The following is an 18,308-nucleotide window of genomic DNA, read 5'->3' on the forward strand; positions in this document are numbered from 1 at the left end:
CCCGGGCGGTCACCGCCGGAGGCGCAGGTCCAGCCAGACCAGCCGGTGGTCGGAGCTGGGGAACGGGAACGTCCCGGTCAGCCGCGACAGTGGATCGCCCGCCGTCGGCCAGAACACGCCCCCGCCGCGCACGTCCAGCCCCCGCGACGGCAGCACGTAGTCGGCGCGCAGGTTGCCCGGCCCCGGCACGTCGGCGAAGTCGGCCGTGTCGTGCACCGGGTCGCTGCGGTGCGCGGTGTTGGCACCGCCCTGCACGGCGCCGGCCTCGGCCGCGCCCGCGCTCGACGGCACGAACCGGTCGTCGATCGCCCGGTGGTCCAGCAGTTGCTGCGCCGCGCCGGGAATGCTGTCCCCGTCGTAGGGGTCGGAGTTCAGGTCCCCGGCGATCACGAACTCCGCGCCGGGCCGCAGCCCGCCGCGCCGGCCCCGGTCGTCGTAGATGTAGCGGCCGCCGCCCGGCCGCACGTAGTCGGCCCAGAACCGGATCTCGTCGAAGTTGCGCCGCCCGTTGCGGTCCTCCGCACCGTCGAAGACCGGCGGCGTGGGGTGGCTGACCAGGAAGTGCACCGTACGGCGTCCGAGCTGGACCGGCAGGTCCCAGTGACTCTTCGAGGAGAGTCGAACCGCCGCCAACTCCTGCGGCGAGTACCAGTCGGCCGGTGCGGCGGTGGCCGGGTCGTCGGGCAGCAGCGCGCCGGGCATGTCCTTCCAGCGGAACGTCTGGAAGGTACGGGCCTGCCGGACGTCGATCGGGTAGCGGGAGTAGACCACCATGCCGTACTGCCCGGGGAAGGCGCCGAACCCGAGTGCGTCGTCGCCGTACCCGGCCGCGCCCGGCTCGTCGGCCACCACGCCGTCGTTGTTCAGGTCGAACCCGGAGGCGATGCCGGTGTTGCTCGGCGCGATGAACCGGTACGGATATCCGACCGGGCGGGCGCCGTTCTGGCCGACCGACAGGTAGTTCTGCTGGAACAACCGGGCGGCCACCGGGTCGACGTCGAACTCGTTGATCAGCAACACGTCCGGCCGGGTACGCTGCACGATCTCGGCGATCGTCCGAGCCTGGGCGTTGCCGGGGGTGGAGAGGTCGGACCGCAGCGCCCCCTCGGCGCCCCGGTTGAGGGATGCGTTGAAGGTGGCGAACCGCACCGCGCCGCCGTGCGCCACGGCCGGCGACGCGACGGCGGGCAGGCCGGCGACGGTGACCGCCACGGCGAGCAGGCCGGCGCGGACCGCCAGCCGGCCGGATCGGCTGGAACTCAGGGACATGCTTCCTCCACAGGGTTGTTGATGTCCGTCCGCGTGTCTATCGCCGGGCACCGACCGTCCGGTGGCGAGGACGTGAATATCAGACGTCCCACCCGGGTCCGCGTTGTCGAACGCGGCATCCGGGTCGTCGAATGTGGCACTCGGGCCGGCCGGCTCCTGCGCGAGGATCGATGTCGAGGTCGGGTACCCCCGCACCGTCCAGCCGTACCGGAAGCGAATCCGTCGGAAAGGGGCACGATCAGCATGCTCACCCACGTGGTCGTCATCGGGGCCGGAGTTTACGGCGCGGCGGTCGCCGCCGGGCTGACCCGGCGGGGCGCCCGGGTCACTGTCGTCGACGCCGGAGCACCGGCCGGCGGCACCTCCGGCGCGACGTTCTCCTGGACCAACTCCTGCGGCAAGCAGCCCCGGGCCTACCACGATCTCAGTGTCGCGAGTATGGCGGCGCACCGCCGGCTGGCCGCCGAGGCACCGCAGGGCGACTGGTACCACGAGGGCGGCAACCTGGAGTGGGCCGAGGGCGAGGCCGCACGCGCGGAGCTGCGCGCGAAGGTCGCGGGCGTGCTCGACTACGGGTACGAGGCACGGTGGCTCGACCGCGCCGACGTGCTTCGCCTCGAACCGGAGATGGCCCCGGCCGAGCTGCCACCGGACGGCGTCGCCTACTTCCCGCGCGAGGGCTGGATCGACCCGGCCGGGCTGATCGGATACCTGCTGGCGACCGCGGTCTCCGGCGGTGCCGAGGTCGTCCGCGACGACGCGGTCACCGGCCTGGAGGTCACCGCCGCCGAGGTACGCGCGGTCCGGCTCGCCTCGGGGCGGCGGCTCCCCGTGGCCGCCGTGGTGAACTGCGCGGGACCGCAGGCCGCCCAGGTCGCCGCACTCGCCGGGCTGGTGCTGCCGATGCGCAACACCCGGGGCGTACTCGTCTACACCTCGCCGGTCACCGTCGCGGTGTCCCGGGTCGTGCACGCCCCGCGTGTGCACCTGCGCCCGGACGGGGACGGACGGCTGCTGCTGCACAGCCCCGAGATCGACGGTGCGGCCCACCCGGCGGCCGGCGGCGGCTACCGGGTGGACCAGTCGGCGGTCGACCGGGTGGTCGAGGCGGCGGTCGCGCTCTACCCGGGGATCCGGGCCGCGACCGTGCGCGGCGTACGCGTCGGCGAGCGGCCCATCCCCGGCGACGGCCTACCGGTGCTGGGCCGGGCCGCCGAGCTGCCCAACTTCCACTTCGCCGTCTCGCACAGCGGCGCGACCCTGAGCGTGCACGCCGGTGACCTGGTCGCGGCCGAGGTACTCGGCGAGGACCGCAGCGCCGAACTGGCACCGTTCCGGTTCGACCGGTACCGGAGCTGAGCCGCCGGTTCCGCGCACCGGTCCCGGTCGGCGCGCCGTTCAGCGCTGGATGGCCTTGATCTCCAGAAACTCCTCCAGGCCCGCCCGGCCGAACTCGCGGCCGTTCCCGGACTGCTTGTAGCCGCCGAACGGGGCGAGCGGGTTCCAGTGGCCGCCGTTGACGTCGACCTGGCCGGCGCGCAGCCGCCGGGCCACCGCGAGGGCGTGCTCGGGCTCGCCGAAGACCCCGCTGGTGAGGCCGTACATGGTGCCGTTGGCGATCGCGACGGCCTCGTCCTCGTCGGCGTACGGGATGATCGTCAGGACCGGGCCGAAGATCTCCTCCTGGGCGATCACCGACTGCGGGTCGACGTCGGCGAAGATCGTCGGTCGGAGGTAGGCGCCCTTCTCCAGCCCCTCCGGCCGGCCGGGACCGCCGAAGACCAGCGTCGCGCCGTCGGCGATGCCCCGCTCGATGTAGCCGTGCACCTTCTCCCGGTGCGCCTCGGAGGCCATCGGGCCGATCCGGGTCGCCTCGTCGGTCGGCTCGCCCACCACGTACTCCCGGGCGGCGGCGACCGCCAGCGCGACGACCTCGTCCTGCCGCGCCGCCGGCACCAGCATCCGGGGCCAGGCGCCGCAGACCTGGCCGCCGTTGGCGAACGCCATCGTCACCCCGGTCCGTACCGCCGTGGGCAGGTCGGCGTCGTCGAGGATCACGTTCGCGCCCTTGCCGCCGAGTTCCAGCGCGACCCGCTTGACGGTTCCGGCGGCGACGGCGGAGATTCGCCGGCCGGCCCGGGTGGAGCCGGTGAACGAGATCATGTCGATGTCCGGGTGGGCGGAGATCGCCTCCCCGACGACCGGTCCGGTGCCGTAGACGACGTTGAAGACCCCGGCCGGCAGGCCCGCCTCGGCGGTCACCTCGGCGAGGATCCGCGCGGTCAGCGGCGCGATCTCGGAGGGCTTGAACACCATCGTGTTCCCGGCGACCAGGGCCGGTGCCAGCTTCGACACGATCTGCTGCAGCGGGAAGTTCCACGGGGTGATCGCGCCGACCACGCCGATCGGCTCGCGTACCACCAGCGAGTTCCCGACCTCCTCGGTCCAGGCGACGTCGGCGGCCAGGGTGGCGAAGGACTCCGCGACGGCGACCGGGAAGCCCACCTGGGCAGTCCGGGACATGCCGATCGGTGAGCCCATCTCGGCGGTGATCGCGGTGGCGATCTCCTCGGCACGGGTCCGCAGGCCCGCGCCGATCCGCCGTACGACGGCGGCCCGCTCGGCGGGCGCGGTGGCGGCCCAGCCGGGGAAGGCGGCCCGGGCGGCGGCGACCGCCCGGTCCAGGTCGGCGGCGGTACCGGCGGGTACCTCGGCGACGATTTCGCCGTTCGCCGGGTTCACCACGCTGATGGTTGCCGGCGATCCGGCCGGGTGCCACTCGCCGTTGATCCAGTGGCCGGTCGCGGTCTGTGTTGGTCCAGTCATGGATCCGAGTCTTGGCCGGTCGGGCGGGCGTAACCAGGTACAGCCGATCCGTGGACACCCGTCACCTGGTTGGCCGCTCGCCCCGGTGCGACGATCGGCACCACCCGGAATTCCCGGCGGTCCCGAGATTGTTGCCGAAGTCGTGTCGGTCGCGGACCGGCGGGTGTTCGCGAGCGGTCCTCGGTGCCGGTGCTCGCGAACAGGCTCGACGGGTGTCCGCGAACGGGTCGACAACCGACCGGACCGGCCGGAAGAGGAGGAGACGCCATGGACCGGGACCGGCTCGCCGAGTTCCTCCGGAGTCGGCGCGAGGCGCTGCAACCGGAGGACGTCGGGCTGCCCCGGGGGCAGCGGCGGCGTACCGGCGGGCTGCGCCGCGAGGAGGTCGCCGCGCTCAGCGACATGTCGACCGACTACTACAGCCGGATCGAGCAGCAGCGCGGCCCGCGCCCCTCCGAGCAGATGCTCGCCGCGATCGCCCGCGGCCTGCGGCTCTCCCTGGAGGAACGGGACCACCTGTTCCGGCTGGGCGGATATCCGACGCCGCGCCGGGTACGGCGCGCCGACCACATCAACCCGGGCATGATGCGCATCTTCGACGGGCTCGGGGACGCCGCCGCCCAGGTCGTCAGCGACCTCGGCGAGACGTTGCGGCAGACCCGGCTCGCCACCGCCCTGCTCGGCGACGAGACCCGGCACACCGGGCTGGCCCGCAGCCTGCACTACCGCTGGTTCACCGACCCGGACACCCGGCGCGTCCACCCCGAGGAGGACCATCCCGGGCACAGCCGGCTGCTCACCGCCGACCTGCACCGGGCGTACACCCGGGCCGGGCGGGACTCCCGGGCCGGTGAGATCGTCGACGTGCTCCTCGCCCGGAGCCCGGAGTTCGCCGAACTGTGGCAGGAACACCCGGTCACCGGCCCGTACTGCGCCCCGAAGCGGATCCGGCACCCTCGGCTCGGGCTGCTCGAACTGCACTGCCAGGTCCTGCTCGACCCGGACCAGTCCCAGTCGCTGCTGGTCTTCACCGCCACCCCCGGCACCGAGAGCGCCGAGAAGTTGCGACTCCTCTCGGTCGTCGCCGGCCAGGAGTTCTGAGCACCCAGCGGGTCGGTGCACCCCGGGCGGCGGCCGGCGGCGGACGCGTGGAACCTGCGCCGGTCAGCTCTTCAGGAAGGCGAGCAGGTCCTTGTTGACCTGGTCCTGGAGGGTGGCGGTCAACCCGTGCGGCGCGCCCGGGTAGTAGATCTCCTGGGCGTTCGCGATCAACTGGGCGGTCTTCCGGGCCGAGTCCTTCACCGGGACGATCTGGTCGTCCTCGCCGTGCATCACCAGCGTCGGGACGTCGAACTTGGCGAGGTCGTCCCGGAAGTCGGTCTCGGAGAACGCCTTGATGCTCTCGTACGCGTTCTTCATCCCGGCCTGCATGCTCCAGAGCCAGAACTGGTCGAGGGTGCCCTTGGAGACCGTCGCCCCGGGCCGGTTCGCGCCGTAGAACATCTGGGCCAGATCCTGGTAGAACTGCGACCGGTCGGCGAAGAGCTTGGCGCGCAGCCCGTCGAAGACGTCGATCGGCAGCCCCTCGGGATTGTCCGGGGTCTGCACCATGAGCGGCGGTACGGCGGAGATGAGCACCGCCTTGCTCACCCGGCCGGTGCCGTACCGGCCGATGTAGCGGGCCACCTCACCGCCGCCGGTCGAGTGACCGACCAGCGTGACGTCGGTCAGGTCCAGCGAATCCAGCACCGCGGCGAGGTCGTCGGCGTACCCGTCCATGTCGTTGCGGGCCGAGGCCTGACCGGACCTCCCGTGCCCCCGGCGGTCGTGCGCGACGACCCGGAAGCCCTGCTGCGCCAGGAACAGCAACTGGCCGTCCCAGGCGTCCGCGCTCAGCGGCCAGCCGTGTGAGAAGGCCACGACCGGACCGGAACCCCAGTCCTTGTAGTAGATCTCCGTGCCGTCCATTGCGGTGACGAAGCCCATCACTACCCCCCGTGCGTCATGATCGCTGCCTGCCCTGGCCTGCCCGACCGGCCGGTCGGAATCACCGCCGGAAGGCCGGCGGTGATGCGCCGACGTACCCGATTTAGACACAGGCCGGGTGGGCCGCAGGGCGATTTGACGGAATCCAGCCGTACCGCGACCGTGACCACGAGCTGCCGGGCGGGCATCAACGCCCCGGGCGGTCCGGCACTTCGCAGCGCAGGCCGGCAGGGCGGGCGGTCAGACCCGGCCGGCGAACTGTTGCAGCTTGTCCGGGTTCACCACGATGAAGAGGCGCTCGATCCCCCGTTCGGTGGCCTCCAGGGCGAGCAGGGCCTCCGGGGTCCCGTCGGCGGCCGCCACCAGCAGACTCTCCGCGCCGTTGGCCCGGACGAGCCGGATCACCGAGTCGCGCCAGTACTTCCGCAGCACGTTGTCCAGCAGGGTCGTCACCCGGGCCGCGCCGTGCAGATCCCTCCGCGAGGCGTGCACCCGTCCTCCGCCGTCGGAACTGGCGACCACGTCGTCGGCGAGCAGCCGCTCCAACCCGGCCAGGTCCCCGCCCCGAGCCGCCGCCACGAAAGCTTCGACCAGCCGCCGGTGCTCGACCCGGCCGACCGGTGCCGACCGGGCCGAGGCCAGGTGCCGGCGGGCCCTGCTCAGCAGTTGCCGGGCATTCGCCTCGGTGGTCCCCAGTACCTCGGCGACCTGCCGGTGGGCGTAGTCGAAGGCCTCCCGCAGCACGTACGCCGCCCGCTCCGCCGGGGCGAGCTTCTCCAGCAGCAGCAGGACCCCCAACTCCAGCCCCTCCGCCCGCTCCGCACCGAGTGCCGGATCGGCGCCGGTGTCCACCGGCTCCGGCAGCCACTGCCCCACGTACGTCTCCCGGCGCGCCCGGGCCGCCGTCACCGCGTTGATCGCCAACCGGGTCGTCGTGGTGCTGAGGAACGCCGCCGGGTTCCGGACGTTCCGCCGGTCCGTCCGCTGCCAGCGGAGCCAGGCATCCTGCACGACGTCCTCGGCGTCGCCGACACTGCCGAGCATCCGGTAGGCGATCCCGAACAGTCGTCCCCGGATCGCCTCGAAGTCGACCACATCGTCGGTCTGGCCGGTTTGTCCGTCGGTCGCAGGCTGCACGACGCCATCGTCCACAGGTTCGGGGGCAGATGGCAAAGTCCGGCCCGAGCCCGACCGACGATCCGGGTCCGGCGGCGGGCCCGACCTCCGGCCGGCGCCACGGGCCGGCCGCAGGTCGAGCAGACAACGATGAGGCGCCTCGGCGACTACCGCCCGCCCCCGTCCACCGGGCGCACGTCCGACAGCCGGATGCGACCGGTACGGGCCTCACCGAGGGGGACCAGCGCGTCGTCGGGCACCACGGCGCCGAAGTACCCGGCGGCGGGGTCGGTCACGACCTTCCGGGGGTCCTGCTCCGCGCGCAGCACCGACCGGATCACCTCGTCGAGGCGGGACCGCTCGGGGCCGGCCACCTCGACGATGCCGCCGACCGGGGCACCGAGCGCGACGTCCGCCACGGTGGCCGCCACGTCGTCGGCGGCCATCGGCTGGAAGAGCACCGGTCCGAGGCGTACGGTGTCGCCGTCGGTCCCGGTGGCGGCGATGGCGTCGAGGAACTCGAAGAACTGCGTGGCGCGCACGATCGAGTACGGGATCGGCGACGCCGCGATCAGCCGCTCCTGCACCACCTTCGCCCCCATGTATCCGATGTTCGGCATCCGGTCCGCGCCCACGACCGAGAGCGCCACGTGGTGGCCCACCCCGGCGGCCGCCTCGGCCGGGAACAGGTTGCGGGCGGAGTTCTCGAAGAACTCCCGCGCGGCGTCCGGGTCGAAGGACGGCGAGTTCGACACGTCCACCACGACCTCGGCGCCGTCGAGCGCCTCGGCCAGCCCTTCGCCGGTGACCGCGTTCACCCCGGTCTTCGGAGACGCCGCCACCACCTGGTGGCCCTGCGCGGCGAGCAGCTCCACGACCTTGCTGCCGATGAGTCCGCTGCCGCCGATAACGACAATCTTCATCTTGGTCCTCTGGTTGTCTTCCGTGGCGCCGGACGGCGCCCTATCGCCCACAACGACCAGGCAGGGCGGTGATCTGTGACAGCGGCCGGCTGGCCGCCACGGGTTTCTGTCTCCCCCAGCGGAGAGCCTCGACACATCCGTGGACCCATGTGCCACATCCCGCTGCCCCGGTAGCGACCCCGATCGGCCTGTTCGTGCCGCATATCCGGTCCTCGGCAGCGCCGGTCGCCGGGGCGCCAGCCCGTGCGGCAGGGGCCGTGGCGTGGGGAGCGTCACTACCACGTTCCGGTGGCCGTGCCGACGTCCAGCACCCGGCGCGGGTGATGCCCCCATCGCTGGCGAAGGTGACCATGGGAGCGTGCCCGATCGCCGCCGGACATCTCAATCTTGGGTCGGACCGCGCCGTTACCGGTCGAACGAGTCGGCCCGGGTGGCCGCCGCGATCCTGAACGCGGCGGCCTACCTCCACCGGACGACTCCCCGAGGCGTTCGCCGGACACGGGCGAGCCCGGACCAGGTACCCCGGCCAGTACCCACCGCGCGGCCCGCATGCTCTGGTCCGCCCGGGCACCGCTACTGCTCCTGCGTGCAATGCTCGGCCTCGAACCATCGGGGGAGAACCTCGTGGTGAACCCGGCACTGCGCAACACATGGGACACATCGCGCTGCTCGTCATCCTCGCGCGGTGGGGCCGGATCGATGCCTACGGTCGCGGATCGGTCGGCATCGACGCCGTGCGATAGCGTGACGCCGCCGCCCCCGTCACCGTCCCGGGCCGGCGGCCCGCCGAGGTGACAGCCGGAGGGTGCCTTCCGCGACGTCGCTGAAGCACGACAGGGCATCGGGGCAACCCTCCGCGTCCACCCGTGCGGTGGCCCGGCCCCCCGCGAAAATGCCGTTCTCCCCCGTGACGTCGGCCGCCCAGCGCCTCGGCGTCCCGTCGCAGACCGGCACCTCCGATGCGAAGCCACCAGAGATGATCAAGCGCCCGACCCGCTGGCGCAGCACGCCGCGGATCATGGTCCACCCGGTGACCCGGCACGTCACGGTGCCGGAGACTTGCGCGACGCCGGTACGCGGGTCGACCCGCCCCTGCGGGTCGAGCGTGACGTCGATCGCCGACGGACCGTCCAGTGTGAACACGAAGTCACCCGGGGGCGACCACTGGAAGGCACTGACCATGAGGTAGTACGTGGTACCGGCCTCGGCGGGCCAGACGGTGGTGCCGGAGCTGCACACGACCGGTGTCAGGGCGCCCCGGGTGCCGGTGAAGATGGACAGGTAGGCGCCGTACGGCTCCGCCGTGCCGGTCGCCACGTAACTGCCGGTACGGGTCGGGGTGAACCGGTACCAGACGGTGGAGATGGCGCCGTCGCACGCCGTCGGGTCGTCCGTCGCCGTCGTCGCGTCCGCGCCGGACACCACGTCGGTGAACGGTAGCCCGCTCACCGTGGTCGCGTCGTCGAAGTCGTCGTTGGCCGGCGGCGCGGCCGCGGCTGCGACGCCGGGCCAGGTCAGCACCGCCACGGCTACCACGGCGGCGCATATCCTCGTTCGTCTCACGGATGGCCCTCTTCCTAGGATGGTGCCGCCGACGAACACACCCAGACGCGGAGCGCACCGAAGTCATTGCCGTCCGTCACCCGGCAGGCCCCAGAGTGCACCACCCGGTCAACCCACGGCAGCCACCGCCGCACACCGACCTCGTTCAGCGGGTCCAGACGGTTCCGCTGGCCTGCCCGGGCACAAGCCCGGCCAACCCGAGCACCAACCAACTCCTGGTGACCCAGGTCGAGGGCGGCGGTCGGCTCGTCGAGCAGGATCACCGCGACGCGCTGGGCGAGGACCCGGCGGCCGGTCGTCGAACTCGATCGTCCGGCGGCAGGTCACCCGCAGACGGCCAGGGCGCTGGAGACGTCGATCGCGAGGGCATCCGGTCGCCCTCGACGGCGCCACGCTCGCCCTGCGGGGCGCTCGGCGCTTCGGAGAGAGGCCCCCGCCCGGCGCGGCTGGCACCGGAGACGGCTCACAGCAGGCCCGCGTTGCCGGCCACGGCGGCGGCCTCGGTCCGGTTCGACACGCGCAGCTTGCGCAGCAACGATGCCGTCAGCCGCTTCACCGTGCGCTCGGAGAAGTTCAGCTCTTCAGCGATTTCCACCGTGCGACATCCCTTCGCAATAAGCTGCAGGAGACGGCGTTCCTCGTCGTCGAGGGCGGCCGTCGCCGGCAGGCCGTTGTACGCCGGGCGGAGCAGGGCTGTGAGCAGGCCGGCAGGTAGCACTGCCCACCCGTCCAGGATCGCCAGTAGCGGCGGCAGCAGTTCCTCGGGCTCGCTGCTCTTCGGCAGGTAGCCCTCCGCGCCGGCGCGCAGGGCCTGCACCATGAGGTCGATCTCGTCGAGCCCGGAGATCGCGACGATCCGTACCCGTGGTGTGGTTCGGCGGATGGCGGCGATGGCCCGGATCCCGCCCGGTCGCGGCATGTGCAGGTCGACCAGGGCCAGGTCGGGTACGCAGCGGCGGACCGTCGCGGCGGCGGCGGAGGCGTCACCGGTCGATCCGACGACCCGCGCCCGTCCCTGGGTACTGGCCGGAAGCAGGAGTTCGAGGCCACGGACGAAAAGAGGATGGTCATCGACCAGTACGAGCCGGAGGGTCGCGGATTCGGACACGCGGCGGCGTTTCCCGCTCTGCGCCCGATCATGCCCGTCCAGCCGGAGACCGCTCATCGCGCCGGTATCCGGGCTCGGCGGCCCCGGCGACCTCGGGGCGGCGTCCCCGGCCGGCCGTTGTTCCGCAACCTCGGCAGGGCGATCATGGGTCGCCTGTCGTTGCTGACCGAAGGCCGGACCAGCGGCCAGGAACGGGAACAGGAATGGGAATCGGCCAGCCCGGGAGGCGGAACGCCGGAGGTTTCCCGGCCACCCGCACCGGGCGGTCACGCGCTGCTGCTGCGGATGTTCTGTCACGAACTGCGGTCACCGATCGAGTCGCTGCGCTCGCTGACCCGGGCCCTCGCCGAGGAGTCGGGAGCACTTAGCCCCGATGAACGACGTGGCATGGCCACGCTGGCGCGGGAACAGGCGGCACACCTGGCCGACCTGTGGCGGCAGGCGGTGTCGACGACGCAGAGCCTGGCGGAGCCGGTCGACCGGCTGGTCCCGCTGAGCCAGGTCCTGCCGATCGCGGTCCCGGCCAGGGCGCCGCACCGGTTGACGGTCCGGCTCTCCCGTGGCGCCGGTGGCCGGCTGGTACCCGCCCACCGGGTCCGTCAGATCCTGCTGAACCTGGTGGACAACGCGCTGCGGCACGGCCCCGCCGAGGGCCGCGTCCGGGTGTCCGCCTCGGTGCGGGCGGGATTCCTGGTGCTGGTCGTCGCCGACGAGGGCCGGTCCTGCCGTCCCCTGCGGGCCGCGCTGCGCCGGGCCGCGCCGCCGCCCGGGATCTCCGGACTGGGGCTGTGGATCGTGCGACACCTGGTCGCCGCCGAGGGCGGCACGATCGCGGTGTGCCGCGCCGCGCAGGGAATCGCGGTACGGGTGAGTCTGCCCGCGCGGGGCTGCCGCTCCGGTGCCGGAGGTGCCGGCGCCCGCTGACCCTTCGGGGCCGCCGGTTGACCCCACCGGGCCACCGCGACGGGTACCCGGGCACGGTCTGCCACTTCTATCAGGAGGACACACCGTGTTCAGCCACGTCAAGGACCTGCAGTTCGAGGCCAAGCCCGATGCGCCCGACGCCGCCTTCGCCCGGCGCCTGCAGGAGGTGCTCGGCGGCAAGTGGGGGGAGATGACGGTCGCCAACCAGTACCTCTTCCAGGGCTGGAGTTGCCGGCTGCCCGGCAAGTACAAGGATCTGCTGCTCGACGTCGGCACCGAGGAGATGGGGCACGTCGAGATGATCTGCACGATGATCGCCCGCCTGCTGGACAGCGCTCCGCTGTCCTTGCAGGAGGCAGCCGCCGAGGACAACCCGATGCTGACCGCGATCTACTCGGGGTCGAATCCAGCGCACTTCATCCATTCCGGCGGTGGTCCGTTGCCGGTGGACAGCAACGGCGTGCCGTGGAACGGAGCCTTCATCACCGCCAGCGGTAACCTGCTCGCCGACTTCCATCTCAACGTCACCGCCGAGGCGCAGGGCCGGCTTCAGGTCGCCCGGTTGTTCCACATGACCGACGATCCGGGCGTCAAGCAGATGCTGCGGTTCCTGCTGGCCCGCGACACGATGCACCAGAACATGTGGCTCGCCGCGATCGAGCAGCTCAAGGACGACGGCCTTGAGGAGATGCCGGTCCCGGAGGCGTTCCCCGATGCCGAGCAGGAGAACCAGTTCGCCTACCAGTACCTCAACTTCTCCGCCGGGGAGGAGGCGGCCGCGGGACGGTGGGCCGCCGGCCCGAGCCCCGACGGTAAGGGGCAGTTCAGCTACCAGGCGAGCCCGGCCGCGCACGCGGAGGCGCCGGTACTTCCTCCGGGCGACCCGCGCCTGCACAGCACGCCACCGTCCGGCACCTGACGGGCAGGCGCGCCACCGCCCTGTCCCGTTCCGCCGCGCCGGTCCGTCACCACGACGGCGGATCGGCGCGGCCCCAGCCGGAAGACACAATCATGATCGAATTACTCGCCCGCCCGTTGGCGGATGCGTTCATGCAGGTCGGGGTCTACGTCGCGGTGATGGTCGCGCTGTTCGGCTGGCTGCGCTGGCGGTACGGCGACCGGGTCACCGACCACCTGACCCGGCGCCCCCGGCTCGGCCCCCTGGTTGGCGCGCTGCTCGGAGTCAGCCCGGGCTGCGGCGGCGCCATCATCCTGATGCCCCTGTACGCGCGCGGCAAGGTCTCCTTCGGGACGGTCGTGGCCGCCCTGGCGGCAACCATGGGCGACTCGTCCTGGGTGGTCATCGCCGCGGATCCGGGGATCGCGCTCAAGATCCATGCACTGCTCTTCGCCGTGGGCCTGGCCACCGGGTACACCGTGGACCTGCTCGGCGTCGACCCGGCCAACGCCCTCCGGACCCGCGCCAGTTGGTTGACCCGGCGGGTGACCGCCGCGCGGGCATCCGAAGCGAGCCTGCCGGCGAGCACCGTGCGGCCGTACCCCGCGGCTCGGGCCGGCACCGACGACCGAGCGGGAACGGCCGGTACCCGTCCGGTGTCGGCGACCCTGGCCGTGGCCCTGGCGCCGGGCGCGGTGCCGGGGCGCCCCGTCCGGATGTCCCTGGTGTTCTGGGGGCTCACCATGCCGGCCTTCCTGGTGTCGGTACCGGTAGTGTTCCACGCCGTCGACCCGCAACGCCTCACCGGCGCGCTCGGCGGAATCGACCCTTATCTCGCGCTCGGCTGCTGCGGAACGCTGGTCGCGCTGCTCATCTTCGCCGCCGGGCGAGGCCGCTTCGCCGACGACACGGTCGCCACCGCCACCCCGTCGAGCAGGCGGGACGCCATGCGACACAGCGCCCACGAGGCCTCGTTCATCACCGTCTGGGTCGCGGCGGCCTACCTCGGCTGGCAGGTTCTCAGCACCACCACCGGTTTCGACGGCTCCCAGCTGGCGTTCGCCGGAATGGTCGGGGTACTCGTCGGCGCGTTGATCGGGCTCATCCCCGGCTGCGCCGTCCAGATCGTCTTCACCGGCATCTTCATCAGCGGCGGCCTGCCCGTGACGACACTGGTGGCCAACGCGATCAGCCAGGACGGGGATGCCCTGATCCCACTGGCGGCACTGCGCCGCCGCGCCGCGGTGACCGCGACCGTGATCACCACCATCCCGGCCATCCTGGTCGGGCTGGCGCTGCTCGCACTGCTCGGCTGAACACGACAGAAATGCACCCGTCGGCGCTCGTACCATCCGATCCCGCCGAACGACAGCTCCGGCACCGGCGGGGAATCCGCGCCCGGCGCCGCTGCGGCAGCTCCGGGGCCCGCGCACCGAGCCGGGACACATGGAAGCCTCCGCGCCGGGAAACAGCAGCGCAGCCGAGGTCGACCGGAGGAGGGTGACGAACGTGACGGCAGGTGTGAAGCAGGACGTCCTGGACCTGCTGATCGAGCAGCACAAGCAGATCAAGACGCTGTTCGGTCAGCTCGGCCGTGCCGAGGGAACTCAGAAGCGGGAGCTGTTCGAGGATCTGGTCCGGCTGCTCGCCGTGCACGAGAGCGCGGAGGAGATCGTCGTGCACCCGACCGCCCAACGCAAGATCGACCGAGGTGACACCGTCACCGGGCAACTCCGGCACGAGGAGGACGAGGCCAAGCACGAACTGGCCGCCCTCTACGACCTCGGCGTCGACCATCCCGACTTCGACCGGCGGCTGTCGAGATTCGCCGACGCGGTCGTCGCGCACGCGACCCGGGAGGAGACGGAGGAGTTCCCGTCACTGCGTCGCAACCTCTCCGCGGCCCAGCTCGGTCGGATGGCCGGCGCACTGCGCGCGGCCGAGGCGATGGCTCCGACCCGCCCTCACCCGCGTAGCGGCGAGTCCGCATCGGCGAATCTGATGGCCGGTCCGCCCATGGCCGTCTTCGACCGGATCCGCGACGCCGTACGCGACTGGCGCGAATCGCAGCGCGATCAGGACTGACCTCTTTCCACCTCACCTACCGTCCGCGACCGTACGCCCGCCGGGGCTCCGTCCTGAGCGGGGCGGCACGGTCACGCGGTCAAGGCGAGGTACTTCTCCTCAAGGAACTCCAGGATGCCCTCGGAGCCACCTTCCCGGCCGAGGCCGCTCTGCTTCACCCCTCCGAACGGGGTGTCGGAAGACCCGCGAAGGCGGGGACCAGACCGCGTACCGCTCCCGGACGGCCGGCGCGACAGCCACGACGTGCGGACCTGCGGCGCTTCCGCTGATCACGATGCCGTCCGGGATCGATACCCTGGTGCCGTGCCCCCCGATCTCGTCCTGCTGTCCCGGGTGTCCTTCCGTGGCCGGGACATCGCGGGTGCACGGCTGCAGGGTCTCATCGCCCTGCTCGCCGCGGACCTGCGCACCGGCTGCGGCACCGGACGGCTCGTCGACGGGCTCTGGCCGGACGAGCAGCCGGAGAACCCGCCCAAGGCGCTGCAGATCCTCGTCTCCCGGGCGCGGTCCCAGCTCGGCGCTGATGTCGTCGTCCGGACCCCGACCGGCTACCGGCTGACGCTCAGCGAGGACCAGGTCGACAGCTCGGCGGTGCTGATCCGAGCCGCGGCGACCGCCCGGTGCTCTGGTGCCGGCGACCACGCCGCCGCGCTCTCGCACGCCGAGGCCGGCCTGGCCCTGTGGGGCGGCGCCGGACCCGGCCCGGCCGACAACGCCGACAGCCCGGTCAGCGCGCTGCGGGCGGAGCGGCGAGCCACCTACCGCACGCTGGTGCGGGCCCGCGCGCTCGCCCTCGCCCGTCTCGACCGGGCGGCCGAGGCGGTGGACCGGCTGGCCGAACTGGCCGGCGATCGACCGCGCGACGAGGAGGTGCTGATCGAGCTGCTGCGGTGCGAGGCGGCGACGGCCGGCCCGGCCACGGCGCTGACCCGCTACGACGCCTACCGGCGGGCGCTGCGCGACGAACTCGGCACCGATCCGGGCGCCGCGCTGCAGGCCGAACACCGGCGGCTGCTCCAGGGCGTGGTACCCACGGTGCGGCGCGGCATCGTGCACGAGCCCAACCCGCTGCTCGGCCGGGACGACGACGTCGCCGCGGTGGAGGCGCTGCTGCGTACCTCCCGGGTGACCTCGATCGTCGGGCCGGGCGGCCTCGGCAAGACCCGGCTCGCCAACGTCATCGCCCGCCGCGCCGAGGTGCTGACGGTCACGGTCGTGCCGCTCGCCGGCATCGTCGCCGACGACGACGTGGCCCGCGAGGTGGCGACGGCCCTCCGGGTGGGCGAGCACCGGTCGCCGGGCGCGCCCGGGCGCACCGCAGGCGACGGCGCCGTCGCCATCGCGGCCGCGCTCGCCACCGGCCCGGCCCTGCTGGTGCTCGACAACTGCGAGCACGTCGTCGCCGGTGCTGCCGAGCTGGTCCGCACCCTGGTGTCGACGACCGCCGAGCTGCGGATCCTCACCACCAGCCGAATGCCGCTGGGACTGTCGTCGGAGTCGGTCTACCCGCTACCGGAGCTGAGCCTGTCGACGAGCGTCGAGCTGTTCGGGCAGCGGGCGCGGGCGGCGCGACCGGGCGTGGACCTGCCTACGGCGGCCGTGGCGGAGCTGTGCCGTCACCTCGACGGGCTACCGCTCGCGGTCGAGCTGGCCGCTGCGCGGGTGCGGATCATGTCGGTGGCGGAGCTCGCGCAGCGGCTCGACGACCGCTTCGGCCTGCTGCGGGGCGGTGCCCGGGACGCGCCGCAGCGCCACCACACGCTGCACGCTGTCGTCGACTGGAGCTGGAACCTGCTGGATCCGGCCGGCCAGGCGGCGATGCGCGCACTGTCGGTGTTCACCGACGGATTCACCACCGACGCCGCGCGCCTGCTGCTTGAGGCGCTGCCCGCGACCACGCACGAGCGGGACGTGCTCAGCCTGCTCGAGCACCTGGTCGATCACTCGCTGATCAAGGTGCTCGACACCCCGTCGGGCACCCGACTGCGGATGCTCGAGACGGTCCGGGAGTTCAGCGCCGTACGCCTGGCGGCCGCGGGCGAGACCGACGACGTGACGACCGCGTTCCTCGGGTGGGCGCGGGCGTTCGGCATGGCCCACCACGCCAACCTGCTCGGCTCCGACCCCTACGACACGGCCACCACGGTCCAGGCGGAGCAGGAGAACCTGCTCCAGGCGCTCCGGCGGGCCCTCGGCCGGGACGACCGGCCCACCGTCGCGGCGATCACCGCGGTCCTCGGCGGCATGTGGACCCTCAGGTCCAACCACCTGCGGCTTTCGACCCTGGTCCGGCAGACCTCCTGGCCACTGTCGCACTACCGGCCGGAGCCGCCCTTCGTCGAGGTGACCCGGACCGCCCTGACCATGGCCGTGGCGCACACGTTCGGCTCCGAGGGGCCTCGGCCGGTGCGGGCGGTCGTCGCGCTGCGCCGGCTCGGCCTGGCGCAGCCGGACACCGTGACCCGGGCGATCGGCTGGGTGATCGGCGCGCTGGACGATCCGGTGGAGCTGCACCGGATGTGTGACAGCACCGAGCCGCTGCTGGCCGCCGGCGCGAACGCGCTCACCAGCTACTACTGGGAGACCGCCGGCGACGTCGACGCGGCGCTGAAGAGGGCTCGGCAGGCGCTCGACCTCTTCACCGATCGGGACCTACCGTGGCTGCGCTCGGTCGGCCACTGCCGGGTCGCCGAGCTCTGCCTGCGGCTGGAGCAGGGCGCGGAGGCCCGGGACCACCTGGTCGCGGCGCTGCCGATTCTCGAGCAACTCGGCGCCCAGGCCGATGCGGCCGGTGTCCGGACCTGGCTCGTGCTGGCCAACCTGCAGGTCGGCGACACCGTCGAGGCCGAGCGGTGGCTGGAAGGACTCACGCGGATCGCGCTCGACGCGGAGGAAGCCAAGACGGTCGGCTACGACCTCGGCGTCCGGGGCGAGGTGCTGTTCGCCCGCGGCGAGGTGGAGGCCGGACTGCGGCTGTGGCGCCGCGCCGTCGACCAGATCCGCGACGCCGGCACCATGGCCTCCACCGGGATCCCGTTCGACCTGGACCCGTGGGTGGTGGAGGCGCGATCGGTGGCCGTCGTCGCGCACGCCCGGCACGGCCGGCTCGATCTCGTCGCCGGCATCGCCGACGCGCTGCCCGGACGCCTGACGCATCTGTTGAGCCATCCGCTGGTCAGTCCACCGCCGTACATGATCGAGCAGGCGATCCACGGCACCCTGCTGCTGGCCATCGCCATGGCGGACCTCGCCCGCGGCCAACGGACCGGTGACCCGGCCCTGGTCCGGCTGGCGGCCCGGATGATCGCGCTGGCCGAGCGGTTCGGGTTCCTGCGCAACTTCCAGCCCACGATGTCCGCCGCGTCGGCCCGGGCGGACGCCGGGCGGGCCGACCAGGCGGCGTACGACGAGGCGGTGTCCTCCTACGCCGGCCTGGACCGGGCCGGGGTCCGCGCGGCGGCGTTGGACCTGCTACGCGAGCGGCCGACCGATGAGCAGACCGCCACGGACCATCCCCCGCCCGATCGGTGAGGCCCGACCGGGCGAGGCCGAGCCCGCCGCCCGGGAGAGGCCGAGCCCGCCGCCGGCGCCGGCCCGGCGGTGCGGAAGC

15 protein-coding genes are annotated in these 18,308 nt (G+C 72.9%); 7 read left to right on the forward strand and 8 right to left on the reverse strand.

Annotation, left to right across the window (positions count from 1 at the left end; translation table 11 throughout):
- Positions 1 to 9: 9 nt before the first annotated feature.
- Positions 10 to 1,269, reverse strand: a complete 1,260-nt coding sequence (locus ACSMXO_RS27435) for an endonuclease/exonuclease/phosphatase family protein (RefSeq protein ID WP_346261343.1) — start codon at positions 1,267 to 1,269, stop codon at positions 10 to 12.
- Between the two features lie 243 nt (positions 1,270 to 1,512).
- Between ACSMXO_RS27435 and ACSMXO_RS27440 the strand changes: the two genes are divergently transcribed.
- Positions 1,513 to 2,628, forward strand: coding sequence for an NAD(P)/FAD-dependent oxidoreductase (locus tag ACSMXO_RS27440; protein WP_455414392.1), 1,116 nt, complete (start codon positions 1,513 to 1,515; stop codon positions 2,626 to 2,628).
- A gap of 39 nt (positions 2,629 to 2,667) precedes the next feature.
- Here the strand turns inward: ACSMXO_RS27440 and ACSMXO_RS27445 are convergent, their stop codons facing one another.
- Positions 2,668 to 4,095: an aldehyde dehydrogenase family protein gene (locus tag ACSMXO_RS27445; RefSeq protein WP_455414393.1), complete on the reverse strand. Its 1,428-nt coding sequence runs from the start codon at positions 4,093 to 4,095 to the stop codon at positions 2,668 to 2,670.
- A gap of 267 nt (positions 4,096 to 4,362) precedes the next feature.
- On the opposite strand from ACSMXO_RS27445, the gene ACSMXO_RS27450 reads away from it, so the two are divergent.
- Positions 4,363 to 5,196, forward strand: coding sequence for a helix-turn-helix transcriptional regulator (locus tag ACSMXO_RS27450; protein ID WP_346261340.1), 834 nt, complete (start codon positions 4,363 to 4,365; stop codon positions 5,194 to 5,196).
- A 63-nt stretch (positions 5,197 to 5,259) separates the two neighbouring features.
- On the opposite strand, the gene ACSMXO_RS27455 is transcribed toward ACSMXO_RS27450, so the two are convergent.
- From ACSMXO_RS27455 to ACSMXO_RS27475, 5 genes are all read right to left on the reverse strand, one after another.
- Entirely contained in the window at positions 5,260 to 6,081 is an 822-nt protein-coding gene (locus ACSMXO_RS27455) for an alpha/beta fold hydrolase (protein ID WP_346261339.1), read from the reverse strand.
- Positions 6,082 to 6,321: 240 nt separating this feature from the next.
- On the reverse strand, positions 6,322 to 7,218 hold the full coding sequence (locus tag ACSMXO_RS27460) for an RNA polymerase sigma-70 factor (protein WP_455414394.1): 897 nt from the start codon (positions 7,216 to 7,218) through the stop codon (positions 6,322 to 6,324).
- Between the two features lie 146 nt (positions 7,219 to 7,364).
- Positions 7,365 to 8,120 (reverse strand): SDR family oxidoreductase, encoded by a 756-nt coding sequence (locus tag ACSMXO_RS27465; RefSeq protein ID WP_455414395.1) that lies wholly within the window; start codon positions 8,118 to 8,120, stop codon positions 7,365 to 7,367.
- 762 nt (positions 8,121 to 8,882) lie between these two features.
- Positions 8,883 to 9,656 carry a hypothetical protein gene (locus ACSMXO_RS27470; protein ID WP_455414396.1) on the reverse strand — a complete coding sequence of 258 codons (774 nt, stop codon included), beginning with the start codon at positions 9,654 to 9,656 and terminating at the stop codon, positions 8,883 to 8,885.
- Positions 9,657 to 10,146: 490 nt separating this feature from the next.
- Positions 10,147 to 10,791 carry a response regulator transcription factor gene (locus tag ACSMXO_RS27475; RefSeq protein ID WP_346261335.1) on the reverse strand — a complete coding sequence of 215 codons (645 nt, stop codon included), beginning with the start codon at positions 10,789 to 10,791 and terminating at the stop codon, positions 10,147 to 10,149.
- A 144-nt stretch (positions 10,792 to 10,935) separates the two neighbouring features.
- On the opposite strand from ACSMXO_RS27475, the gene ACSMXO_RS27480 reads away from it, so the two are divergent.
- The 4 genes from ACSMXO_RS27480 (at position 10,936) to ACSMXO_RS27495 (ending at position 14,698) form a co-directional block, all read left to right on the forward strand.
- Positions 10,936 to 11,715 (forward strand): sensor histidine kinase, encoded by a 780-nt coding sequence (locus ACSMXO_RS27480; protein ID WP_455414397.1) that lies wholly within the window; start codon positions 10,936 to 10,938, stop codon positions 11,713 to 11,715.
- A gap of 85 nt (positions 11,716 to 11,800) precedes the next feature.
- Complete coding sequence (locus ACSMXO_RS27485; RefSeq protein ID WP_346261333.1) at positions 11,801 to 12,634, forward strand: manganese catalase family protein; 834 nt, start codon at positions 11,801 to 11,803, stop codon at positions 12,632 to 12,634.
- A 92-nt stretch (positions 12,635 to 12,726) separates the two neighbouring features.
- The gene (locus ACSMXO_RS27490) at positions 12,727 to 13,929 is read left to right on the forward strand and encodes a putative manganese transporter (RefSeq protein WP_455414398.1); all 1,203 of its coding nucleotides are present in this window, start codon (positions 12,727 to 12,729) and stop codon (positions 13,927 to 13,929) included.
- A gap of 193 nt (positions 13,930 to 14,122) precedes the next feature.
- A complete protein-coding gene (locus ACSMXO_RS27495; RefSeq protein WP_455414399.1) occupies positions 14,123 to 14,698 on the forward strand; it encodes a hemerythrin domain-containing protein in 576 nt (191 codons plus the stop codon).
- Between the two features lie 71 nt (positions 14,699 to 14,769).
- Here ACSMXO_RS27495 and ACSMXO_RS27500 read toward each other — a convergent pair whose 3' ends face one another.
- Entirely contained in the window at positions 14,770 to 14,934 is a 165-nt protein-coding gene (locus tag ACSMXO_RS27500) for an aldehyde dehydrogenase family protein (RefSeq protein WP_455419319.1), read from the reverse strand.
- A gap of 67 nt (positions 14,935 to 15,001) precedes the next feature.
- On the opposite strand from ACSMXO_RS27500, the gene ACSMXO_RS27505 reads away from it, so the two are divergent.
- Positions 15,002 to 18,229 (forward strand): ATP-binding protein, encoded by a 3,228-nt coding sequence (locus ACSMXO_RS27505; RefSeq protein ID WP_455414400.1) that lies wholly within the window; start codon positions 15,002 to 15,004, stop codon positions 18,227 to 18,229.
- Positions 18,230 to 18,308: the final 79 nt, after the last annotated feature.

It is taken from the genome of Plantactinospora sp. DSM 117369 (genome assembly GCF_053764795.1).

Bases quoted from the DNA above. Each gene is read 5' to 3' on its own strand.
- ACSMXO_RS27435 (WP_346261343.1), bottom strand. From the start codon at position 1,269: ATGTCCCTGAGTTCCAGCCGATCCGGCCGGCTGGCGGTCCGCGCCGGC.
- ACSMXO_RS27440 (WP_455414392.1), top strand. From the start codon at position 1,513: ATGCTCACCCACGTGGTCGTCATCGGGGCCGGAGTTTACGGCGCGGCG.
- ACSMXO_RS27445 (WP_455414393.1), bottom strand. From the start codon at position 4,095: ATGACTGGACCAACACAGACCGCGACCGGCCACTGGATCAACGGCGAG.
- ACSMXO_RS27450 (WP_346261340.1), top strand. From the start codon at position 4,363: ATGGACCGGGACCGGCTCGCCGAGTTCCTCCGGAGTCGGCGCGAGGCG.
- ACSMXO_RS27455 (WP_346261339.1), bottom strand. From the start codon at position 6,081: ATGGGCTTCGTCACCGCAATGGACGGCACGGAGATCTACTACAAGGAC.
- ACSMXO_RS27465 (WP_455414395.1), bottom strand. From the start codon at position 8,120: ATGAAGATTGTCGTTATCGGCGGCAGCGGACTCATCGGCAGCAAGGTC.
- ACSMXO_RS27480 (WP_455414397.1), top strand. From the start codon at position 10,936: ATGGGTCGCCTGTCGTTGCTGACCGAAGGCCGGACCAGCGGCCAGGAA.
- ACSMXO_RS27490 (WP_455414398.1), top strand. From the start codon at position 12,727: ATGATCGAATTACTCGCCCGCCCGTTGGCGGATGCGTTCATGCAGGTC.